Here is a 21,075-nt window from a genome sequence, read left to right on the forward strand (position 1 = left end):
CTATGTTGATTAGATTGAGGGTTATTGTTATTGAAAAGAATGTTTAAATTAAAACCATTTTTTCAATAATTTGAGCGACACCATCTTCGTCATTACTAGTGGTATGCACATCGGCAATTGTTTTAACATTTTCTGTCGCATTGCCCATCGCAACACCAATCCCAGCGTAATCAATCATGGATAAGTCATTTTCATTGTCACCAATGGCCATCACTTCGTCTTTATTTAAGCCTAAATGGTCTGCCAATTTTGCTAGAGCATTGCCTTTGCTAGCATTTTTATTCATGATTTCATAGTAAAAAGGCGTACTTTTAACAGTCGTATATTTTTCGGTAAAATGTAATGGTAATTTTGCAATGGCAGGATCTAAAACTTCCGGCTCATCAATCATCATCATTTTAATAATGTTCATCTCTGGTGTCATTTCATCCACCGTACGATATTTCAAAGGCATGTTCACTAAAGATGCTTCGTGAATCGTATATTTACCAATATTGCGATTGGCAGTGTAAATAGCGGAATCATCAATTGTGTGCAAGTGAGCGCCGACTTTACGAGAATACATTTCAATTTCTAAAAAATCCTCATAACTTAAGGTATAGCGTGAAATAATCGCATTATCTTTGGTTGCTTGGACAAGCGAACCGTTGTAGGTAATCACGAAATCATTTTCACCATATAAGGCTAATTCATCCAATTGTTCTTTCACGCCTGGCAAAGGACGGCCTGTACATAAAACAATACGAACGCCTTGCTCATTTGCTTTTTGGAGCGCTTCTTTGACCCGTGGGGTAATCTTGTGTTGTGAATTTAGCAATGTTCCGTCGATATCAATAGCAACTAACTTAATTGACATAGAATCCTCCTAGAAAACCTATTTTTTTAAAACTAACGCACCATTATGAATGTAACTTGAAAACTCACGATACGTCTCATCAAATAAATCGTAATGTTTTTTATTTCCTTGGTCAAGCATTTCTTTAGGGAAATAGAAACGTTCATCTCCTTGACTTTGACCAGCAAGTGCTGCAACTAGGGGACTGACCGTTGCTAATTCCACTAATGAGCCATCTTTTTGCATTAATTCAATTTGTGTACGATGACGGTCTTTATTTGGACGATAAAAATCGTAAGGTAAATCATAGCTTGAATTAATGGCAGTATAATATTTAGGGTTGAAACCAACTTTTTCAATCAATTCCCTTAAATAAGCAATCGTTGCTGCGCTCTCTTTTTCGTTCGTAAAGGTGGCTGACTTCAGAGGCTTACGCATAAGGAAACGTTTGGCTAAATCACCTAGAATTGAATCAGGCACATCCATCCATTGTGTAAAGTACGTAGAGAGGACGCCATCATCTAATTTTAAATATTCTTGTAAGGTGAAGTCCCCTTTAAAGAATGGTACAAGCAGAGAGGCTTGTAAATCATAGTCAAATTCAGGGTTTTCAAATAATTCTTTCGCCCGATGCAATAAATGATCAAGAATCACTTCCATCCCTCGAGAAACAGGGTGGAAATAGACTTGGACATACATTTGGTAACGACTAACGATATAGTCTTCCACAGCATGCATCCCATTCATAGCAAAGGCAATGCCTCCTTTGTATGGTCGAATCACACGTAAGATTCTAGTTAAATCGAAGGTTCCGTATTCCGTCCCTGTAAAGTAAGCATCACGTAACAGATAGTCCATGCGATCGGCATCAATTTGACTAGAAATCATTTGCACCACTTGAGGATTTGGGTATTGTTTAGTAATAACGCTGGCGACTTTTTCAGGAAAATCTGCCGAAACACGATTTAAAATTTGATAGACTTCCGTTTCTGGTGAGGTGATGATTTGGACCGTGATTGCTTCATGGTTTGTATCAAAAATATGCTCGAATGTATGTGAATAAGGACCATGACCGACATCATGTAATAAAGCTGCGCAAAGTGTAATCAGGCGCTCGTCGTCATTCCAGCCGTTTTCACCTAATCGTTCCACAGAGTAGTTACGTTGGAAAATCTCACAAATCCGACGTGTAATTTCGTAAACACCCAAAGAATGGGAAAAACGACTATGTTCGGCACCGTGAAACGTAAAAGAAGAAGTACCTAGTTGCTTAATGCGACGTAATCGTTGCACTTCAGCAGAATTAATAAGGTCTAAAATCACTTGATGTTGGACATGAATATAATTATGGACGGGATCACGAAAAACTTTTTCGATTGGTAATCGTTGCTCTTTGTACGGAATCGTCATACGATCTCTCCTTTAATTAAGGCGTTTCGTTGCGCCATTTTTTCCAGCTGGACAGTTAAATTTGTTTGGAACCATTCTGAGGTTATAATTGGTTCGGTTAAGTTTGGATCAATAGATTTTTCAAATTGTTGAGGTAATGCTTCGATTAAACGGGTTTTTACGGCGTCTATTGTTAATGGAGTCTCAATCAGGGTTTCTAAATTTGCCATCACTGCTGGATCAACGGGTGGATAGCCATTTTCTCCAAATTGTTCTTGTAAGCCAGCAAGGTAAAAGTCTCGAACCACTTCTCCACGAGCAAGTTGATTGCCGTTAACGCTGATGTAAATCATGACAGCAATACCGTCTTTGACGCGTCGTTGGGCAATCCCTGCAAACTTTTGACCGCCAATACTTAAATCATAAGTACCGGGACAATAGGATGTAGTAATTTCAAAGGCGTCAATCTCTTTCTCCGGAAAACTCTGACGGAGCCAAGCCCACATTAATTCATAAGCCGCATCGATACTTAATTTGTGTTCAGAATTATTTGGTAAAATAAGTGAAACATTTAAAATACCCGAATCGGCAATCACCCCTAAACCGCCGGCATTGCGAACGACTACAGAATAATCGTTTTCTTGCAGAGAAGCGATGCCTTCTTTTAGATGTGGTACACGGGTATCTTTCATGCCAAGAATCATTGCTTGATCCAATTGCCAGAAATGAATGATTGGTTGGTGCTGCATTCCTGAAAAAGTGGTTAAAACATCGGTCAAGGCAAAAGGTAAAAAATAGTCACTGTTTGTTAAACAACCTGAATCAAGGAGCATAAATGATTCGGTGTGAAGGGGAAAAGTTGTGCTCATAAAAAACGTCCTGTCTATTTATAATTACGTCATTTAATACGTTTATTTTCTTACTCTCTCTTATATTATATACAAAAAACGCAAAAAAGCATGTTATATAAACGAATTCTGAAGGAATTCTCTAAAATAGTAAACGGTTTTCTTATTAAATAGATGAAACAAATGCTTGCAACCCGTGAAAAGAGCTTATACAATAAGAAAAGGTACATAAGCAAGGAAAAATTGACTTTAGTTGACAAATACATTGAAAAAGTCAACAATAAGAAAGTTATATTTTGGAAAAGGAGTGACCATTATGGATTTATCAACAGGCGTTCCTGTATCGATTCAACTAAAAACGATTGTCCAACAAGGCAACGAACAAAAAGATTTTTTCTTTGACTTAGAAGGTCAATTAGTAAAAATGGGTGATACATTATACATTCGTTACAAAGAAGAATTATTAGAGGATACAGAGCCAACCCCCGTAACCATTAAAATTGAACCAGACGGGCATGTTCAGTTGATTCGTGCCGGTGAATTACGGATGCGTTTAAGATTTGGCTATCAGGAAAAATTAGATACAAGTTATCGAACCCCTTATGGCTTGCTACAGATTAGTACGTTTACACATAATTTGCGTGTTAGTTTAAAAGACCAACCAATGTCTGGTAAGATTTTAGTTGATTATGATTTATACTCTCAAACAGAGCGAATCGGAGAATCTCATTTAGAATTAGAATTTACTGCATAAATATTGCAGAATAGAATTGATTTTTTTTCAATGTTTTTGTATGATAAGGAGTAGACTGTGAAAGGACGTGTACCTCTTGGAAATTAATGTATTTGAAGGGTTGAACAAAAAAGAATTATCCATGATTGAAGTAGCACACGCTATTTTAGAACAACATGCAGATGTAATGGATTTTTCTGATTTAGTTAACCAAATCCAAAATTATCTTGGCAAGTCTGATAGTGAAATTCGTGACCAATTAGCACAATTTTATACAGATTTAAACATCGACGGTAGCTTTATCTCATTGGGAGACAATCGTTGGGGCTTACGTTCATGGTATCCAATCGATTCAATCGATGAAGAAGTTACACATGGCTTGGAAGAAGACGAAGAAGATGCACCACGTCGTAGAAAACGTAAAAAAGTAAATGCCTTCATCACTAATCCAAACGATGAAGATGTAATTGACTATAACGATGACGATCCAGAAGATGCTGAATTAACAAATGATGATGAAGAAGACATCTTGTACGATGATGAAGAAGATGAAGATGAAGAAATCAAAGCATACAACTCTGACTTACAAGAGATTGGTGCAGATTCAGACGATGATGAAGAAGACATTCCGCAAATCGAAGAAGATTTAACGATCATTGATGACGATGATGTTGAAGATGAAGACGATTTTGATGACGAATATTCTGAAGAGTAAGAAACCAAAAAGCTTGATTCCTAAGAAGGAGTCAAGCTTTTTAGTTGAATGCCCAAGAAAAATGAGAAAATAGAAAAAATTATTTTCTTGAATAGAAGTACTTGACCTGATGTCCGTTTGCTTGTATTATACTACTTGGGCACCTTTAAGAAGGTCAGAAGTTTGAACGAACTTACAAGCTCCCTATTCGTAATGGATAGGGAGCTTTTCTATTTTTGTTTCTTTTTTATTTGGAGAAACGTAAGAGTCTCAAAGTTGTTTTACTTCTCTCTACAAAATATTATCAAAGAAAGGGTTTTTAACTATTATGACAAAATACATCTTTGTTACAGGTGGCGTGGTTTCTTCTATTGGAAAAGGGATTGTCGCAGCATCTTTAGGACGATTATTGAAAAATCGTGGATTAAAAGTAACGATTCAAAAATTCGATCCATATATTAATGTGGATCCGGGGACAATGAGTCCTTACCAACATGGAGAGGTTTTTGTCACAGATGATGGTGCCGAAACAGATTTGGACTTAGGTCACTATGAACGTTTTATTGATATTAACTTAAATAAATACTCAAACGTAACCACTGGAAAAATTTATTCAGAAGTCTTACGTAAAGAACGTAAAGGGGAATACTTAGGTGCAACAGTGCAAGTTATTCCACACATTACCAATGAAATCAAAGAAAAAATCATGCGTGCAGCGAAAATGACGGATGCCGATGTGATTATCACAGAAGTAGGTGGTACTGTCGGCGACATCGAATCATTACCTTTCCTAGAAGCATTGCGTCAAATGAAAGCTGATATGGGTAGTGACAACGTAATGTACATCCATACAACCTTGATTCCTTACTTAAAAGCGGCTGGCGAAATGAAAACTAAACCAACACAACATAGTGTCAAAGAATTAAGAAGTTTAGGGATTCAACCAAATATTTTAGTGGTCCGTACGGAATTACCTGTTTCTCAAAACACTAAAAACAAATTAGCACAATTCTGTGATGTTAATCCGGAAGCGGTAATTGAATCTCGTGATGTTGAAACGTTATACTCCATTCCATTAGCACTTCAAGCACAAAACATGGATCAAATTGTTTGTGATCATTTAAAATTGGATGCACCGGCTGCAGACATGACTGAGTGGCGTGCATTAGAAGAAAAAGTTCTTAACTTGAAAAAGAAAACAAAAATTGCGCTGGTTGGTAAATATGTTGAATTACCAGATGCCTATATTTCTGTTGTAGAAGCATTAAAACATGCTGGGTTTGATTTTGATTCAGATATCGAAATTGATTGGGTTGATTCACAAGAATTAACTGCTGAAAATGTCGCTGAAAGAATTGGCTCAGCAGATGGTATTTTGGTTCCTGGTGGTTTTGGTGATCGTGGAATTGAAGGAAAAATTGAAGCGATTCGTTTTGCTCGCGAAAATGACGTACCATTCCTTGGTATTTGTTTAGGTATGCAAATGGCCTGTGTAGAATTTGGTCGTAACGTTGTGGGCTTAGAAGATGCTGGTTCTGCAGAAACTAATCCTGACGTGACAAATAACATTATTGATTTAATGGCAGATCAAGAAAACATCGAGAATTTAGGTGGCACACTACGTTTAGGTTTATATCCATGTAAATTGAAAAAAGGAACGAAAACTGCGGCAGCATACGGAAATGAAGATGTTGTCCAAGAACGTCACCGTCATCGTTATGAATTTAACAACAAATACCGTCAATTATTTGAAGAAAATGGCTTAGTCTTCTCTGGAGTTTCACCAGATAATCGTTTAGTTGAGATTGTTGAAATTCCTGAAAAACAATTCTTTGTGGCTTGTCAATTCCACCCAGAATTAATTTCTCGTCCAAATCGCCCACAACGCTTAATCAAAGGATTTGTTGGTGCAGCTTTGGCAAATAAAGAAAGTAAATAAGCAAAAATGGACGAAGTGATTCAGTTCACTTCGTCCATTTTTAATCTAAAAAAGTACGGGGCTCATCATGAGCCCCGTACTTTTTATGCTGCTTTATTTTCATCTGGTTTAGAACTACTTTCAGGTGGTTGCGGCGGTTCTTGTGAACTAGAACTTGATGGTTCAGGTGGTTGTTCCGATGTTGCCGGTTGCTCTGCTGAGGAAGAGCTTGCCGGTTGTTCGGTTGATGGTGGCGCTTCAGAGGAAGAAGGCGCACTTTCTGAACTAGAACTTGATGAACTTTCCGCTTCTTTTGTGGAAGAGGATTCCACCGTACTGCTAGATTCCGGCTGTGGTGCTGAAGAGGTAGTACTTGGTAAAACTTGTACATTTGGTACCTCATAGGCATCTTTCACGTATAATTCATTACCTACCCGCACAACACTGTCTGGCTGCACCCAGTCATCGTTTGAAACATTTTGAGACAAGTAACTCATTATTTCACGATAAACATCCGAGGCAATCCCATAGTATTCTTGATAGATTGGTGTATTTCGATCATTGTATCCAGTCCAAACAGAAACGGCATAGTGTGTTGTATAACCAACAAAGGTACTATCCGGGGCAATTCCTTTTTCTGTTGTGCCCATTCGTGCTAAATCTTCATCAGTATAGTTAGAAGTCCCTGTTTTGGCCGCTTGGATTAAGCCTGGAATGGCGCCGTTAAATCCTGTTCCGCCGTTTAAAACATCTTTTAACATATCCGTCATCATATAGGCGGTAGAGTCTTTCATCGCACGTTTACCATCAGGTTGATAATCAACGCTAGTTCCATCATTGAAAACGACTTTGTTTACGTAATACGGTTTGTTGTAAATCCCGTTATTGGCGAAAGCCGCATAAGCTGCTGCTAACTTCAATGAGGAAATTCCATATTTATCGCCATCTACATCGCTTGTGTTACTTGAAATGGCATTCGACGCTTCTAAGTTTTTATAGTCAATTCCTAGTCCTTTAATGAAAGGCATGATGTTTTCTTTACCAACTTCATCAAACGTCTGGACCGCGGTGGTGTTACGAGAACCCATAATCGCACGGCGCATAGTAATGACGCCTTGATATGTTAAATCAGAGTTGAAAACATCAATGTCGGTACCAGGATATTTCGTTGGTTTATCCACCATGAGACGACCTGTCGAATAATTTAAATTCTCAATTGCGGGACCATAATCCATGATTGGTTTCACAGTTGAACCAACATCACGTTGGGTGTTAACAGCTAAATTGTTTCCTAATTGCACATCATCAGGAATGTGACGACCACCAATTTGTGCTCGGACCTGTCCAGAGGCAACATCAATAACGGTTGAAGCCACTTGCATTTTATCATCTGGAAACGCAACGTATTGATCACTGTTGACAATATCGTAAAGTTGTTTTTGGGCATTCATATCTAAGTTTGTGTAGATATCTAGTCCGTCTGTGTAAACATTTTTACCAGTTTTTGCTTTCACTTCATTGATTACTTCTTTGACGTAATTATCTACGACTTTTCGATTGTCATCACTGGCTTTTAATGGCACTAAGCCTTCATCGATTGGAGTAGCTTTAGCTTTTTCGTACTCTGCTTTCGAGATTTTTTTATTGTCGTACATTGTGTAAAGTACAACATCCCGACGTTCTTTAGCAGTATCTGGTTTTGTATAGGGATCGTATGAGTTTGGCGCTTGTGGCATTCCTGCCAGTAGGGCCGTTTGTGGTAAATCAAGTTCAGATAAATGTTTACCATAATAATTTTCAGCCGCTGTTTCCATTCCATAAAAACCATTCGCCATGTAGACTTTGTTAATGTAGTAAGTTAAAATTTCTTCTTTTGATTTTTCACGTTCTAAACGAACAGCCATCCATGCTTCTTGTGCTTTCCGTTTCAAGGTTTGGTCAGATTCTTTTGTAGAGAAGTAGGACAATTTAATTAATTGTTGGGTTAAGGTACTTCCGCCTTGTAATCCACCATTTTTGACATTTGAAAGGGCAGAACCGATAATCCGAATCGGATCCACACCAATGTGTTTATAGAAACGACGGTCTTCGACAGAAACAATGGCATCTTTTAATAATTGAGGCACATCATTTGGTTGAATTAATTCACGCTTTTCTGCGCCTAAATCCTCAAAAATTTCATTATTAATATCGTAAAGCTTCGATGAAACTGTCGCATTCAGTTTGTCATCTTCTAATTTTGGGGCTTGTCGTGCATAGAACCAAAAAAGACCAACGCCTGCTAAAAAAGCGACCATCCCAGCGATAAGTAAGCCAAGAAAGATTTTTAAAACAAGCCGTTTTTTCTTTTTCGGCGGTTGTGTCTTTTTCTTGTAACTCGACTTCGATGAGGTGTTGGATGCATGTCTAGCAGCTCGCGAGCCTGAATTTGCGGTTGGCATAAATAGCAACTCCTTTGTTATACTTTCAAAACTTTATGAATCTAGTGTGTCTGAATATATTGTTCCACTGCGTCGAGATAAGGGATTCGCGGTGCGATTCCAAAAGATAATTCAATTCCTTCTTTCTCGATGAGTGCAAGCGGCATAGATTTTTTTCCAGTAACTGCTTGGTTTTTCCAATGCGTTATTAGATTTTCACCACTAAAAAAGAAGCAGCGTTTTAAGCTTGAAAACCATAATAGCACAAAACAAATCCCTTGTTGTGCTATACATTGTTCCATATGATCAATTTGATGTTGATGAAAATTTTTAAAGGGAAAGGACGTGGTATTTTTCGTTTCTTTCGCTTCAAAATCTATGTAACGGCCTTGATATACACCGTTATAATCAGTCGTTGAAGCTTGTCTAAAGTAGGCCTCCTTAATAACAGCCGCACTTCGTTTGGGATAATCTACTTTAACAATTTGAACAGGAGTTGGTTTCTTATGAACGACTGCTTGCTTATTCAATAGATAATATTGATTGCTTTGATTGATCGCTTCTTCGAAATCCATCCCACGATTACCAAATTCAACGGGGCGTTTCTTTTTTACTTGTTTTTTTGGTGATTGTGCTTCATGATGATTATAAGGTATTCCGTTAGGATAATGGAACGTCACGTTTATCACACTCCTAGCCTGTATTATACCAAAAAAAAGACCTGAAAGAAAAGGGATGACTTATGGAAATGATAAAAACCCTCTATGTCACCGGTTATCGCAGCTTTGAATTGGGGATATTTCAAGGAAAAGACCCGAAAATCACAGTTATTAAAAATGTCTTAAAAAAAGAGTTAGCCAGTTATATTGAAACGGGAGTAGAATGGATTTTGATTTCTGGCAATTTAGGTGTTGAACTTTGGACAGCTGAAGTAGTTGGGGAATTAAAAACGGAATATCCAGAAGTTCAGCTAGGTTTACTTTATCCGTTTAAAGACTTTGGCAATAATTGGAATGAACAAAATCGAGAACTGTTAACGAAAGCGGAAAGTTTGGCTGATTATATCAACTCAGTAAGTCACCAGCCCTATCAATCGCCAGCACAATTAAAAATGCATACAAAATTTCTTTTGGAACATTCTGGGGGCAGCTTACTTATTTATGACAAAGAGTACCCTGGCAAAACGGAGTATTTTTTAAAGGATGCACAACATTTTTCGGAACGAGAACCCTATGATATTCGCTTAATTACAATGGATGATTTACAAAACTCGGTGATTGATTAGAGAATCTGTTTGATTTTCTAGCTATTTTTCGTTACAATAGTATTTGTGGAACTATGAAATTTTCTATCGTAAATAAACAAATGAGGTGTAAACATGGCAAATTTAGTATATAGTCCTAAAGACATTTTACAAAAAGAATTTAAAACGAAAATGATGAACGGGTATGACCCAATTGAAGTAGACGAATTTTTAGACAATGTTATTAAAGACTACGAAGCTTATAATAAAGAATTATTAAGCTTGCAAGAAGAAAACAGCCGCTTAATGGCAAAATTAGACCAATTATCAAAAGCCCAACCAACGCCTCGTGTTGCTCAAGAAGTACCAAAAAGTGCAGCAGTGACCAACTTTGATATTTTAAAACGTTTATCAAACTTAGAGCGTGAAGTTTTTGGTAAAAAGTTAGATGAAACACCTTCAACGCCTGTAACGCCTTCTGCACCGTCAATGACTGCAGAACCAGCGAACCATGATGTTGATAATGCACAAACACGTCAATTTTAACAAGACAATTTAAGTCAAGTTTTCACGAGGAACAGAAAGCATTTGTTAGAATAGCGGACACTTGTTGTAGTGTGTAAATTTTTGCTGTTCGTTTAAACAGATTTGTAATTTTCGGGTGATCGCGGTTTGCTTTTGCAAGCTGAGGAAAGTCCATGCTCGCACAAGCTGAGATGCTTGTAGTGTTCGTGCTTAGCGAAATCATAAGCTAAGGTACTCTTTTAGAGTAACGGCAGGAAAAATGACTAAGGTTTCGACTATGTCAAAGTATCCTTGAAAGTGCCACAGTGACGAAGCGATGTGGGAAACTCCATCGGTGGAACGCGGTAAACCCCTCGAGCGAGCAACCCAAACAATGGTAGGGGCGCTCTTCTAAAGGAAATGAACGAGTAGAAGAGGCAGAGTTTACTCTGCAGATAGATGATGACCGTCACCATTTTTTCCTGAAGAATTGGTGATACAGAACATGGCTTATAGAAAATTACAAGTAATTCAGGAAGACCTTCCAACGTAGTTGTGAAGGCTTTTTTTACGAAAAGAATAAAAAAATGTTAAAATAAAGAAACTGAGATAAAAGTAGTAAGCTGTCTGTTCTAAAGAGGCCGGGACAGGACCGTTTAGTTCAGAGAAAGCGGACAATTACAAAAAACAAGCGGAGCAGTAGTCGGCAGGACTGTTAGCTCCAGACAATAAAAAAGAGTCAAGAAGGAGTTTTTATGACGAAAGAAAAAACATTCAAACTTGTTGCAACGGCTGCTAGTGGCTTAGAAGCATTAGTTGGAAAAGAATTGCGTGATTTAGGGATTCCCTGTGAAGTAGAAAATGGTCGGGCCGTCTTTGAAGGCACAGTTGAAACAATTGCCACTGCCAATTTATGGCTACGAACAGCAGATCGGATTAAAATCGTCGTTGGCGAATTTAACGCCTATAGTTTTGATGAATTATTTGAAAAAGTTAAAGCACTTCCTTGGGAAGATTATTTGCCTTTAGATGCAGAATTTCCAGTTGCAGGTAAATCAATTAAGTCAAAATTGTATAGTGTTCCTGATTGCCAAGCCATCACCAAAAAAGCCATTGTTAACCGTTTAAGAGAAGTTTACCATCGTCCAGCGACGGTGCCTTTAACCGAAACAGGAGCTTTGTTTAAATTAGAAGTGGCTCTTCTAAAAGATAAAGTGACGTTGACGTTGGACACGACTGGACCAAGTTTATTTAAACGAGGCTATCGCATTGAAAAGGGGGGCGCACCTCTTAAGGAAAACATGGCAGCTGCTTTAGTGATGTTGACCAATTGGCGCAAAGATCGTCCTTTTTATGATCCAGTTTGTGGTTCTGGAACAATTTGTATTGAAGCAGCATTAATTGGCCATAACATTGCCCCTGGCTTTAATCGTAGTTTCACTTGTGAAACATGGGATTGGGTTGATCCAGCAATTTTTGAAAAAGTACGTAACGAAGCCGAGGCAAAGGCAGACTACGATGTTGAATTAGATATCTGTGGCTCAGATGTTGATGGGCGAATGATTGAAGTCGCACGAGCGAATGCTGAGGAAGTTGGTTTAGGTGATTCAATTACTTTTAAACAATTGGCATTAAAAGATTTTACAACCGAGAAGGAATATGGTGTAATGGTAGCTAACCCGCCTTATGGTGAGCGTTTAGGAGAAGAGGAAAGTGTTCGTCGTTTGTATAAAGAAATGGGCCATGTTTTCCGTCCGTTAACTACTTGGAGCAAGTATATACTGACGAGTGATCTTGCTTTTGAAGAATATTATGGTGCCAAAGCTACTAAAAAACGGAAGCTTTACAACGGAGCCTTACGAACAGATTTATTCCAATACTGGGGAACACGTCCACCAAGAAAACCACGGGAAGACTAAGAAAGCTGGTGTAAAAAAATGAAGGAAGCTGTATTTTTACAAGAAGTGAAAGAAATTCAATTACTAAAAAATGCCTTGACATTATTAGACTGGGATTCATCAACTGGGATGCCAGAAAAAAGTAGTCCTTTTCGAGGAGAAGTAGAAGGGTATTTAACCGGATTATATTTTGAACGAAGTATTGGCCCAGTTATTCAAGAAGCATTGGCCTATTTTGAGACACGCCCTGAAGAATTATCTGAATTAGGAAAACTGGTTTTTGAAAAAGTAAAAGAAGAATATGCTTTGAATAAAAATGTTCCAGCTGAACGTATGCAAGAATATGTTAAAGTATTAAACCAAGCACATACAGATTGGCTAAAAGCACGCGCTGCACAAGATTTCGGCTTGTTAGAAGAAACCTTAACGAAGGTCGTTGCGTTCCAAAAAGAGTTCATTCCTTATTGGCAAAAAGAAGAAAAAACTCCGTATGATGTGTTATTAAATCAATTTGAACCAGGGATGACGGTTGAGAAGCTAGACCAAGTATTCGACCAAGTAAAACAAGGGATTCAAGAGATTCGGACCGTTTTAGAGGAAAAAGGTACGCCGCCTAGAACTGACTTTTTATCTAGAAGAATGACCAAAGAACAACAACGCCGTTTTGTGATTGGTGTGGTTGAGCAATTAGGCTATGATTTTTCAAAAGGACGATTAGATGATACAGTTCATCCATTTATGACAGCTCTAAATCGAAATGATGCGCGGATTACTACGCGCTGGGAAGAAAATAATTTCTCAATGGCAACATTTGGTGTGATTCATGAAGCGGGTCATGGGATGTATGAACAAAATTTTGATCCTAAATTTGACTTTACACCACTAAGCGAAGGCGCCTCTATGGGGATTCACGAATCACAATCGCTCTTTAATGAAATTATCATTGGTAGCAACCGAGCTTTTTGGCAAAAACAATACCCGTTTTTCCAAGAATGCGCAGAAGGCACTTTTGATGATATTGCTTTTGAAGATTTCTATGCTTCTTTAAAAGAAACGAAAGCAAGTTTGATACGGATTGATTCCGATAGTCTCACCTATCCTTTGCATATCATTATTCGTTATGAAATTGAAAAAATGTTGTTTAATGGTTCTTTGGAAGTCGCTGATTTGCCAAAAGTGTGGAACGAAAAATACCAAGAGTACTTAGGCGTATCACCTGAAAATGATTTAGAAGGTGCCCTTCAAGATGTTCATTGGTCTGGAGGTAGCTTTGGTTATTTCCCATCTTATGCCTTGGGTTATATGTACGCCGCGCAACTATTTCACGCAATGAAACAAGAATTATCTGTTGATGAAATTTTAGCTTCGGAGGATTATTCTGATATCCGTAAATGGTTAACACAACATATTCATCAGTACGGCGCTTCACGTAAACCAAATCAATTAATTTATGATGCAACGGGAGAAGAATTGAATCCTAGTTATTTAATTGATTATATGAAAGCTATTTATTTTGATGTTTATCATGTGCAATAAGTGAAACAAGCAAGGGGAAGTGGACAACAACAATGTTATCAATTCGTGAATATTTAGAAGCTGGTGAAACAACAATCTCAAACTTACTATTTGATCATTACCAAAAAATTGGTTTGAAAGATGATGAATTTCTCTTTTTACTGCAACTTTTTCGTTCGCAAAATGCAGGCGATTTATTTCCAGACTTAATGGCGATTGCAGAGACGATGGGTAAAACGCCAGATACGATTTATAAGTTGTTAAATCAATTGGTTTCTCGCGGATTTATTCGAATTGAAACACAACAAAACCAAAAAGGTCAAATGATGGATACGTATGATTTACTGCCTGTTTTTCAAAAGATTCAATTATTTTTACAAACGAGCAAAGAAAAACAAGTTGTCGCAAACCACGAAGATGAAATTAAACAGCTTTACCAAGGCTTTGAAAAAGAATTCGGACGTCCACTTTCACCAATTGAATTAGAAATGATTGGTCAGTGGTTGAACACGGACCATTATTCCCCTGAATTAATCCGGTTAGCGTTGCGAGAAGCCGTTTTAAATCAGGCCTATAGTTTGAAATATATTGATCGTATTTTACTTGCGTGGGAGCGTAAAAATATTACCACCAAAGAACAAGTGGCTGCTGATCAGAAAAAACGAAAAGATTCTATGATTCAAAATGAGATTGAACAACAAGGTCAGACACAAGAATCGTTACCAAAGGTTACATTACACAATTGGTTAAATCCAGAAGACAGTGAATAAAAAGGAGGTGGGCCATGCTATCAAAAGAGAAAACGATGGAAGCTATTGAAATTATGTATGAGATGTTTCCAAATGCAGAATGTGAATTAAAACATAAGAATCCTTTTGAATTATTAATTGCTGTGATTTTAAGTGCGCAAGCAACCGATGTATCGGTAAATAAAGCGACTCCTGGTTTATTCGCAGCTTTTCCAACACCAGAAGCTTTAGCAGCTGCGCCGGTGGAGGAGATTATTGCTAAAATAAAAACCATTGGCTTATATCGCAATAAAGCAAAAAATATTAAAGCATGCGCACAACAACTTTTAGAACGTTTCAATGGAGAAGTTCCGCAAACCAGAGATGAACTGGTCAGTTTACCTGGCGTGGGGAGAAAAACAGCCAATGTAGTAATGGGAGATGCTTTCGGCGAACCGGCTTTTGCAGTAGATACACATGTGGAACGAGTGTCCAAGCGCCTTAGAATTTGTAAGCTAAATGCGAATGTTACTGAAGTTGAGCAAACCTTAATGCGTAAAGTTCCGAAAGAACTCTGGGTGAAAACGCACCATACCATGATTTTCTTTGGGCGTTATCATTGCCTAGCAAGAGCGCCTAAATGTGAAGCCTGTCCGCTACTCTATATGTGTCAAGAAGGCAAAGAACGGATGAAAGGGAAATAACATATTTTTTCCTAAGAAAGCGAGCCACAAGTCCAACCGACTTGTGGCTCGCTTTCTTTTTTGATTTTTAAGAAACGCAACAAATGATTGTGGTTTCTTAAAAATTGATTTAGTATAGACAGTGTGGTATATACTAGGAAATTTATTTTTTTGAAGAAAGATAGGCGATGAAATGACAGAAAATGCACCCAAATTTAAGCAAATTTCTGCAGAAATTGAAAAGAAGATTCGAGACGGTCTGTATGTAAGTGCACAAAAATTACCTTCAGAATATGATTTAGCTAAAGAATATAACTGCAGTCGCTTGACCATCCGTAAAGCGATTGATGATTTGATCCGCAAAAATATTTTGGTAAAACGACATGGTAAAGGTAGTTATGTGATGTCGCAAGCGAAAATTCAAAGTGGTCGCGCTGGCTTACAAGGTTTTACTGAGGCAGCCAAAGCTTACGGGAAAAAAAGCCAGACAGAAGTCATTTCCTTTGAAGAAGTAGTACATCCCGATGAGAAAATTCGGGAGGCGCTCCAAGTAGGCAAAAATGAGGCAATTTATGAACTGATTCGCCGCCGAATGTTAGACGGCGAGCCAATGACAGTTGAAAAAATTTATTTGCCACAGGCATACGTACAAGGCCATACGAAGCAAGACTTTGAGGGCTCTCTTTTCTGCTTAATCGAAAAGAACGTCGAGATTGCTTATTCGCATCAAGAAATTGAAGCAATCTTAGTTGAAGCGGAAATTTCAGAATTATTGAATGTTCCTGTGGGCCAACCACTTTTACAAGTCCACTCTATCACCTATGCGCTTGATGCAACTCCTATTTTATATGATGTCTCTTTATATCGAGCAGATCGGTACACATTTAAAAACACACTGACCCGCTATAGCCCGTCTGAAAACAACCAAGTGGAGCTAGGAGGTTCTTGGAACGAATGAAGATCAAAGAAGAAATAGCCGCTCAAAAAGATTTATTTTATGAAGACTTAAACAAAATTATGGCGATTCGAAGTGTGAAAGGGTCGCCTAAAAAAGAGGCACCTTTTGGCGAAGGACCGAAAAGAGCCTTGGAAGAAACGCTGAAACTTGCAGAGCGTTATGGCTTTCAAACTGAGATTGTCAATGACGCAGTTGGCTATGCGCAGTGGGGAACAGCGGAAGAATATCTGGGGATTATTGGTCATTTAGACGTAGTACCAGAAGGTTCTGGCTGGTCAGTGCCGCCCTTTCAATTAACGAAAAAAAATCAACGTTTGTATGGTAGAGGAATTCTAGATAATAAAGGTCCTATCTTGGCTTGCCTGTATGGAATGAAATTACTGAAAGAACTTGGTTACCAACCAAAGAAAACCATTCGCTTAATGTTTGGCACGGATGAAGAAAGTGGGAGTGGAGATATCCCCTTATATTTAGAGAAGGAAAACGCACCCGTTTTTGGATTTACTCCAGATTGTAAATATCCAGTAGTTTATGGGGAGCGAGGGATTGTTAATTATGAAATCACAACGACCATCCCAGATGATTCAAGTGAACAAATTGGTCAGATTATGGGTGATCAAGCAAAAGACCACGTACCTGATCAATTAAGTGTGGTGATTGCGGGAAAAACAACAGCAATCACGGGAAAACGTGCTCCTTCCAATGCGCCAGAACTAGGCAAGAACGCGATTACTTTATTGGCACAGAAAATTAGCGAGGAACAGTTAGTCAAAGGAAATTTATTACAGTATTTCGACTGGTTAACCGCTAGTTTTCACGAAAAGCACTATGGCGAAGGAGTAGCTCTAGACTTTAAGGATCAGGATAGTGGGCAATTGATTTTAACGCCCTATGCGTTGGAAAAACGAGGACAGCAGTTGGTGTTATCATTGGCCGTGCGTTATCCTGTTTCTATTACAGAAAACGAAGTAACCACGCAGCTAACGAAGGCACTATTTCCAGAAAGTGAAGTGACCGTCATCCGCCGCCTCCCTAGTACGCTGTTTCCAAAAGATGAGCGCAATGTTCAAAAATTAACCAAGGTTTATGAACAAATTACTGGCTTAGATGGGACGCCAGTCACAACTACAGGTGCTACGTATGCTCGCTTTATGCCGAATATCGTTGCTTTTGGTCCATCATTTCCTGGTCAAAAAGGCATTGCGCATAACCAAGATGAATATATGGATGAAAAAGATTTACTGCTTAATCTGGAAATCTATATGCAAGCGATGATTGCATTAACAGAAGCATAAAACCAATAGAAGATACACGTATGAGAAGAAGCCAATGTGTTTCGTAGAGGTCGCATACGTGTATCTTCTATTTTTCTGTATAAAATTTCATTTTCAGTATATACAAAACAGTATATACTAGTTTATAATGGTGGAGAAATGTAAGCGTTAACGAAAGGGCGGATGGAAAATGACTTGGGGTGCAATTGCGACATGGCGGATGGCACATGATGGGTTACTAAAAGCTGCAGAAGAATTACAACAAGGAGGTGCTGCAGGCACGGCCGTGGAACAATTAATTAAAGAAGTAGAAGACTATCCTTTTTATAAGTCAGTGGGCTACGGCGGTTTACCTAATGAGGAAGGGATTTTAGAAATGGATGCTGCCTATATGGATGGAGACACATTTGCAATTGGTGCTGTGGCAGGAATTACAGATGTTAAAAATCCGATTTCAGTGGCTAAAGCATTAAGTAAAGAGAAGTTTAATAGTTTTCGTGTTGGCGCAGGTGCAACGAAATATTCAATGTTGCACGGTTTTGAAAGAAAGAATATGTTGACAGAACGCGCTAATCAATGGTGGCAAAAGCGTTTAAAAGAAATTCAGGAAAATCAGTTGAACCCCTATGATGGGCATGATACTGTCGGCGCTATTACGTTAGACCAAACAGGATCAATGGCAGCTGGCACTTCCAGTTCGGGACTCTTCATGAAAAAAGCAGGACGTGTTGGTGATTCACCACTGTCAGGTTCTGGTTTTTATGTTGATAGCGAAATTGGTGGTGCTGCGGCTACAGGATTAGGTGAAGATTTAATGAAAGGCTGTCTTTCTTATGAAATCGTCCGTTTAATGGGGGAAGGGTGCTCGCCACAACAAGCATGTGATCAAGCCGTCTATGCTTTTCATGAAAAATTGACCCAACGTTATGGGAAAGCAGGAGCTTTTTCACTAGTGGCCATGAACAAACAGGGAGACTGGGGCGTAGCTACGAATGTGGAATTTACTTTTACGGTTGGTACTGATATGCAGCAACCAGAAATCTATATTGCAAATCCAGGCAAGAATCATACCACAGAGATTCAGCCGATTTTACAAGAATGGTTAGCAGCCTATGAAAAAAGAATCAAAGCACCAATTGAATAAATGAGGAGAGTGAAAGAACATGAGTAAAAAACAAATTTATCTTTTTTGTGATGCAGGAATGTCTACAAGTATTATGGTGAATAAAATGATGGAAGTGGTGGAAAAACATCAAATGCCTTTAATGATTACTGCTTTTCCTATTGCAAGAGCACAAGAAGTGGTTGAAGCAGAGAAGCCTGTTGCTATTTTATTAGGACCACAAGTCCGTTTTTTATTAGAAAAAACAAAAGAACAATTTGCTCCTCAAGGGATTCCTGTCGCTGCAATTGCGCCAGAAATTTATGGCATGATGGATGGCGAAAAAGCATTGAAAGAAGCGCTGCGGTTAATTAAGCAAAATAAAAAATAATAGATAGGAGTGACGACCGTGCAAAAATTTTTGGATTGGTTAGAGCGCGTATTGACCCCTTTGGCAAAAGTGATAGGAGAAAATAAGTATTTAGTAGCGATTCGTGATGGCTTCCTTTTATCAACGCCCTTGTTGATTGTTGGTTCGGTCTTCTTATTAATTGCTAATTTTCCTTTGCCACAATGGGATACTTGGATGTCTCATTTGCTTGGTAAAGACTGGGCGACAATGATGTCTGTTCCAGCTAGTGCTAGTTTTGATGTAATGACTATTCTGGCCGTTGTCGGTATTGCCTATAGTTTAGGGAAACAATTCAATGTGGATGCAATGCAAGCAGGAATTATCGCATTGGTTTCATTTTTTATTGTAACGCCTTATCAAACATTATTTACACCGGAAAATAGTTCAAAGGTTTATGAAGTTACTAGTTTACCTTTAAAATGGATGGGTTCCAGTGGCTTGTTTTTAGGAATGATTGTCGCATTAATTGCGACTCGTTTATTTGTGGCCATTGTTCGTAAAGGGTGGACAATAAAAATGCCAGAAGGAGTGCCACCAACAGTGGTTAAGTCTTTTGAGGCCCTGATTCCGAGTTTTTTAGTTGTTACTCTCATGTTTTTAGTTAATTGGCTGGCTGCTTTAACTCCTTATGGTAATTTACAAGATGTTATTTTTGAATTTCTACAAACGCCCTTATTGAGTCTTGGTAATACCTTAGGTGCAATGAGCATTGCTTATTTATTTTTACACTTCTTTTGGTTCTTTGGCATTAACGGAGGTAGTGTGGTTGGCGCAGTCTTTAATCCTGTTTTGCGGGCATTGTCTGTTGAAAATTTACAAGCATTTAAAGACGGCCATGAAATTCCCAACATCATCACTGGACAATTTCAAGACATGTTTGCAACATTTGGTGGCGCCGGTTCCACACTCTCATTAATCATTGTGATGGTCTTATTCTGTAAAAGTCAACGAATTAAAAAGCTTTCGCAACTTTCACTAATTCCTGGTGTTTTTGGGATTAACGAACCAATCATTTTTGGGTTACCAATTGTTTTAAATCCAATCCTTTTAATTCCATTTGTTTTAGTACCCGCAATTAATATTATTATTGCCTATTTTGCTATGGATTGGGGCTTAGTTCCATTGACGAATGGTATTCAATTGCCGTGGACGACCCCACCAATTATCTCAGGATTTTTAGTCAGCGGTTGGCAAGGATCAATTCTGCAAGCTCTCTTATTGGTACTAGGAATGTTCATTTACTATCCTTTTATTCGAGTTATGGATGACCAATATTTACGTGAAGAATGGAAAGCACAAGAAGAAGAGAGTGAAGAAATTGATTTTGATTCCTTTGACTTCGATGATTTATAAATAAGGAGGAAATAGGCATGAAAAAAATCCTTTTAGTCTTAAACCACAGTTTAGCAGGATTTGGCAGTGATGAACAAGCTCAGCTGAAACCAAGTGGTAAAAAAGCTCCCTTAGGCCCAGGGGTAACATTGCTACCATTTTTACAGAAGCAAGGAGCGGAAATTGTTGCGACACTTTATTGTGGAGACCAATATTATTTGGAAAACGAGGAAGAGGTAGCAAAGAAATTTATTGGCTTTGCAAAAAAGTTTCATGCCGATGCGGTTCTTTGCGGACCTGCCATGCATTATCCTAATTTTGGAGAAATGGCCGCTCATCTAGCTTGTAAGTTTAATGCTGCGGGCATTCCTGCAATTGCAGCAATGGCAGAAGAAAATCCAGCAGTTAGTCACTATTATCAGCAAGTACCGATTGTGAAGATGCCCAAAAAGGGCGGCATTGGTTTAAATAATTCGTTTAAACAAATGGCGCAATTGGTCGTGGCAAAAGCAAATGGAAAAGAAACCAAACAGTTAGAAGAAACAAGTTGTTTTTAATTGTTGATAATCTAAAGAGAAATCCAGAATGA

General features: G+C 38.3%; 20 protein-coding genes and 1 other RNA gene. 16 read left to right on the forward strand and 5 right to left on the reverse strand.

Annotated features, from left to right (window positions below; all coding sequences use genetic code 11):
* Nucleotides 1–43: 43 nt before the first annotated feature.
* The 3 genes from yidA to KQI94_RS05985 are packed head-to-tail and all read right to left on the reverse strand — an operon-like array spanning nt 44 to nt 3,057.
* Nucleotides 44–856 (reverse strand): sugar-phosphatase, encoded by an 813-nt coding sequence (gene yidA / locus KQI94_RS05975; protein WP_002358000.1) that lies wholly within the window; start codon nt 854–856, stop codon nt 44–46.
* Between the two features lie 18 nt (nt 857–874).
* A complete protein-coding gene (locus KQI94_RS05980; protein ID WP_002357999.1) occupies nt 875–2,245 on the reverse strand; it encodes a dNTPase in 1,371 nt (456 codons plus the stop codon).
* Complete coding sequence (locus KQI94_RS05985; protein WP_002390086.1) at nt 2,242–3,057, reverse strand: lipoate--protein ligase family protein; 816 nt, start codon at nt 3,055–3,057, stop codon at nt 2,242–2,244. The genes KQI94_RS05980 and KQI94_RS05985 overlap by 4 nt, the downstream gene beginning before the upstream one ends.
* A gap of 331 nt (nt 3,058–3,388) precedes the next feature.
* Between KQI94_RS05985 and KQI94_RS05990 the strand changes: the two genes are divergently transcribed.
* From KQI94_RS05990 to KQI94_RS06000, 3 genes are all read left to right on the forward strand, one after another.
* The gene (locus KQI94_RS05990; RefSeq protein WP_216454336.1) at nt 3,389–3,826 is read left to right on the forward strand and encodes a DUF1934 domain-containing protein; all 438 of its coding nucleotides are present in this window, start codon (nt 3,389–3,391) and stop codon (nt 3,824–3,826) included.
* A gap of 76 nt (nt 3,827–3,902) precedes the next feature.
* Complete coding sequence (rpoE, locus tag KQI94_RS05995) at nt 3,903–4,520, forward strand: DNA-directed RNA polymerase subunit delta (RefSeq protein WP_002357996.1); 618 nt, start codon at nt 3,903–3,905, stop codon at nt 4,518–4,520.
* A gap of 307 nt (nt 4,521–4,827) precedes the next feature.
* A complete protein-coding gene (locus tag KQI94_RS06000) occupies nt 4,828–6,438 on the forward strand; it encodes a CTP synthase (RefSeq protein WP_002357995.1) in 1,611 nt (536 codons plus the stop codon).
* Between the two features lie 83 nt (nt 6,439–6,521).
* On the opposite strand, the gene KQI94_RS06005 is transcribed toward KQI94_RS06000, so the two are convergent.
* Both KQI94_RS06005 and recU read right to left on the reverse strand, forming a co-directional pair.
* Nucleotides 6,522–8,858 (reverse strand): PBP1A family penicillin-binding protein, encoded by a 2,337-nt coding sequence (locus KQI94_RS06005; protein ID WP_002360569.1) that lies wholly within the window; start codon nt 8,856–8,858, stop codon nt 6,522–6,524.
* A 41-nt stretch (nt 8,859–8,899) separates the two neighbouring features.
* On the reverse strand, nt 8,900–9,517 hold the full coding sequence (gene recU / locus KQI94_RS06010; protein ID WP_002388848.1) for a Holliday junction resolvase RecU: 618 nt from the start codon (nt 9,515–9,517) through the stop codon (nt 8,900–8,902).
* Between the two features lie 62 nt (nt 9,518–9,579).
* Here recU and KQI94_RS06015 point away from each other — a divergent pair, with 62 nt between their 5' ends.
* The 13 genes from KQI94_RS06015 to KQI94_RS06075 all read left to right on the forward strand — a co-directional run bounded on the left by KQI94_RS06015 (nt 9,580) and on the right by KQI94_RS06075 (nt 21,043).
* Nucleotides 9,580–10,122, forward strand: coding sequence for a DUF1273 domain-containing protein (locus KQI94_RS06015; RefSeq protein WP_002369608.1), 543 nt, complete (start codon nt 9,580–9,582; stop codon nt 10,120–10,122).
* Nucleotides 10,123–10,215: 93 nt separating this feature from the next.
* Entirely contained in the window at nt 10,216–10,626 is a 411-nt protein-coding gene (gene gpsB / locus KQI94_RS06020; RefSeq protein WP_002357990.1) for a cell division regulator GpsB, read from the forward strand.
* Nucleotides 10,627–10,733: 107 nt separating this feature from the next.
* An RNA gene (rnpB, locus tag KQI94_RS06025) (RNase P RNA component class B) lies at nt 10,734–11,102 on the forward strand.
* A gap of 237 nt (nt 11,103–11,339) precedes the next feature.
* Nucleotides 11,340–12,503: a class I SAM-dependent RNA methyltransferase gene (locus KQI94_RS06030; protein ID WP_002357989.1), complete on the forward strand. Its 1,164-nt coding sequence runs from the start codon at nt 11,340–11,342 to the stop codon at nt 12,501–12,503.
* Nucleotides 12,504–12,521: 18 nt separating this feature from the next.
* The gene (locus tag KQI94_RS06035) at nt 12,522–14,018 is read left to right on the forward strand and encodes a carboxypeptidase M32 (RefSeq protein WP_002369606.1); all 1,497 of its coding nucleotides are present in this window, start codon (nt 12,522–12,524) and stop codon (nt 14,016–14,018) included.
* A 32-nt stretch (nt 14,019–14,050) separates the two neighbouring features.
* On the forward strand, nt 14,051–14,767 hold the full coding sequence (locus tag KQI94_RS06040; protein ID WP_002357986.1) for a DnaD domain protein: 717 nt from the start codon (nt 14,051–14,053) through the stop codon (nt 14,765–14,767).
* Between the two features lie 14 nt (nt 14,768–14,781).
* On the forward strand, nt 14,782–15,429 hold the full coding sequence (gene nth, locus KQI94_RS06045) for an endonuclease III (RefSeq protein ID WP_002357985.1): 648 nt from the start codon (nt 14,782–14,784) through the stop codon (nt 15,427–15,429).
* 172 nt (nt 15,430–15,601) lie between these two features.
* Nucleotides 15,602–16,366 carry a GntR family transcriptional regulator, LSA1692 subfamily gene (locus KQI94_RS06050; protein ID WP_002361633.1) on the forward strand — a complete coding sequence of 255 codons (765 nt, stop codon included), beginning with the start codon at nt 15,602–15,604 and terminating at the stop codon, nt 16,364–16,366.
* Nucleotides 16,363–17,661, forward strand: coding sequence for a Sapep family Mn(2+)-dependent dipeptidase (locus KQI94_RS06055; protein ID WP_002390091.1), 1,299 nt, complete (start codon nt 16,363–16,365; stop codon nt 17,659–17,661). Before KQI94_RS06050 ends, KQI94_RS06055 begins: the two co-directional genes overlap by 4 nt.
* A gap of 169 nt (nt 17,662–17,830) precedes the next feature.
* Complete coding sequence (locus KQI94_RS06060; protein ID WP_002369603.1) at nt 17,831–18,784, forward strand: N(4)-(beta-N-acetylglucosaminyl)-L-asparaginase; 954 nt, start codon at nt 17,831–17,833, stop codon at nt 18,782–18,784.
* Between the two features lie 19 nt (nt 18,785–18,803).
* Nucleotides 18,804–19,133 (forward strand): PTS sugar transporter subunit IIB, encoded by a 330-nt coding sequence (locus KQI94_RS06065; RefSeq protein ID WP_002357981.1) that lies wholly within the window; start codon nt 18,804–18,806, stop codon nt 19,131–19,133.
* Nucleotides 19,134–19,151: 18 nt separating this feature from the next.
* Nucleotides 19,152–20,507, forward strand: a complete 1,356-nt coding sequence (celB, locus tag KQI94_RS06070; protein ID WP_002384702.1) for a PTS cellobiose transporter subunit IIC — start codon at nt 19,152–19,154, stop codon at nt 20,505–20,507.
* Between the two features lie 17 nt (nt 20,508–20,524).
* Entirely contained in the window at nt 20,525–21,043 is a 519-nt protein-coding gene (locus KQI94_RS06075; protein ID WP_002360563.1) for a GrdB-related putative oxidoreductase, read from the forward strand.
* Nucleotides 21,044–21,075 lie beyond the last annotated feature (32 nt).

Source organism: Enterococcus sp. S183_ASV_20 (assembly GCF_018919685.1).
GTDB lineage: Bacteria > Bacillota > Bacilli > Lactobacillales > Enterococcaceae > Enterococcus > Enterococcus faecalis.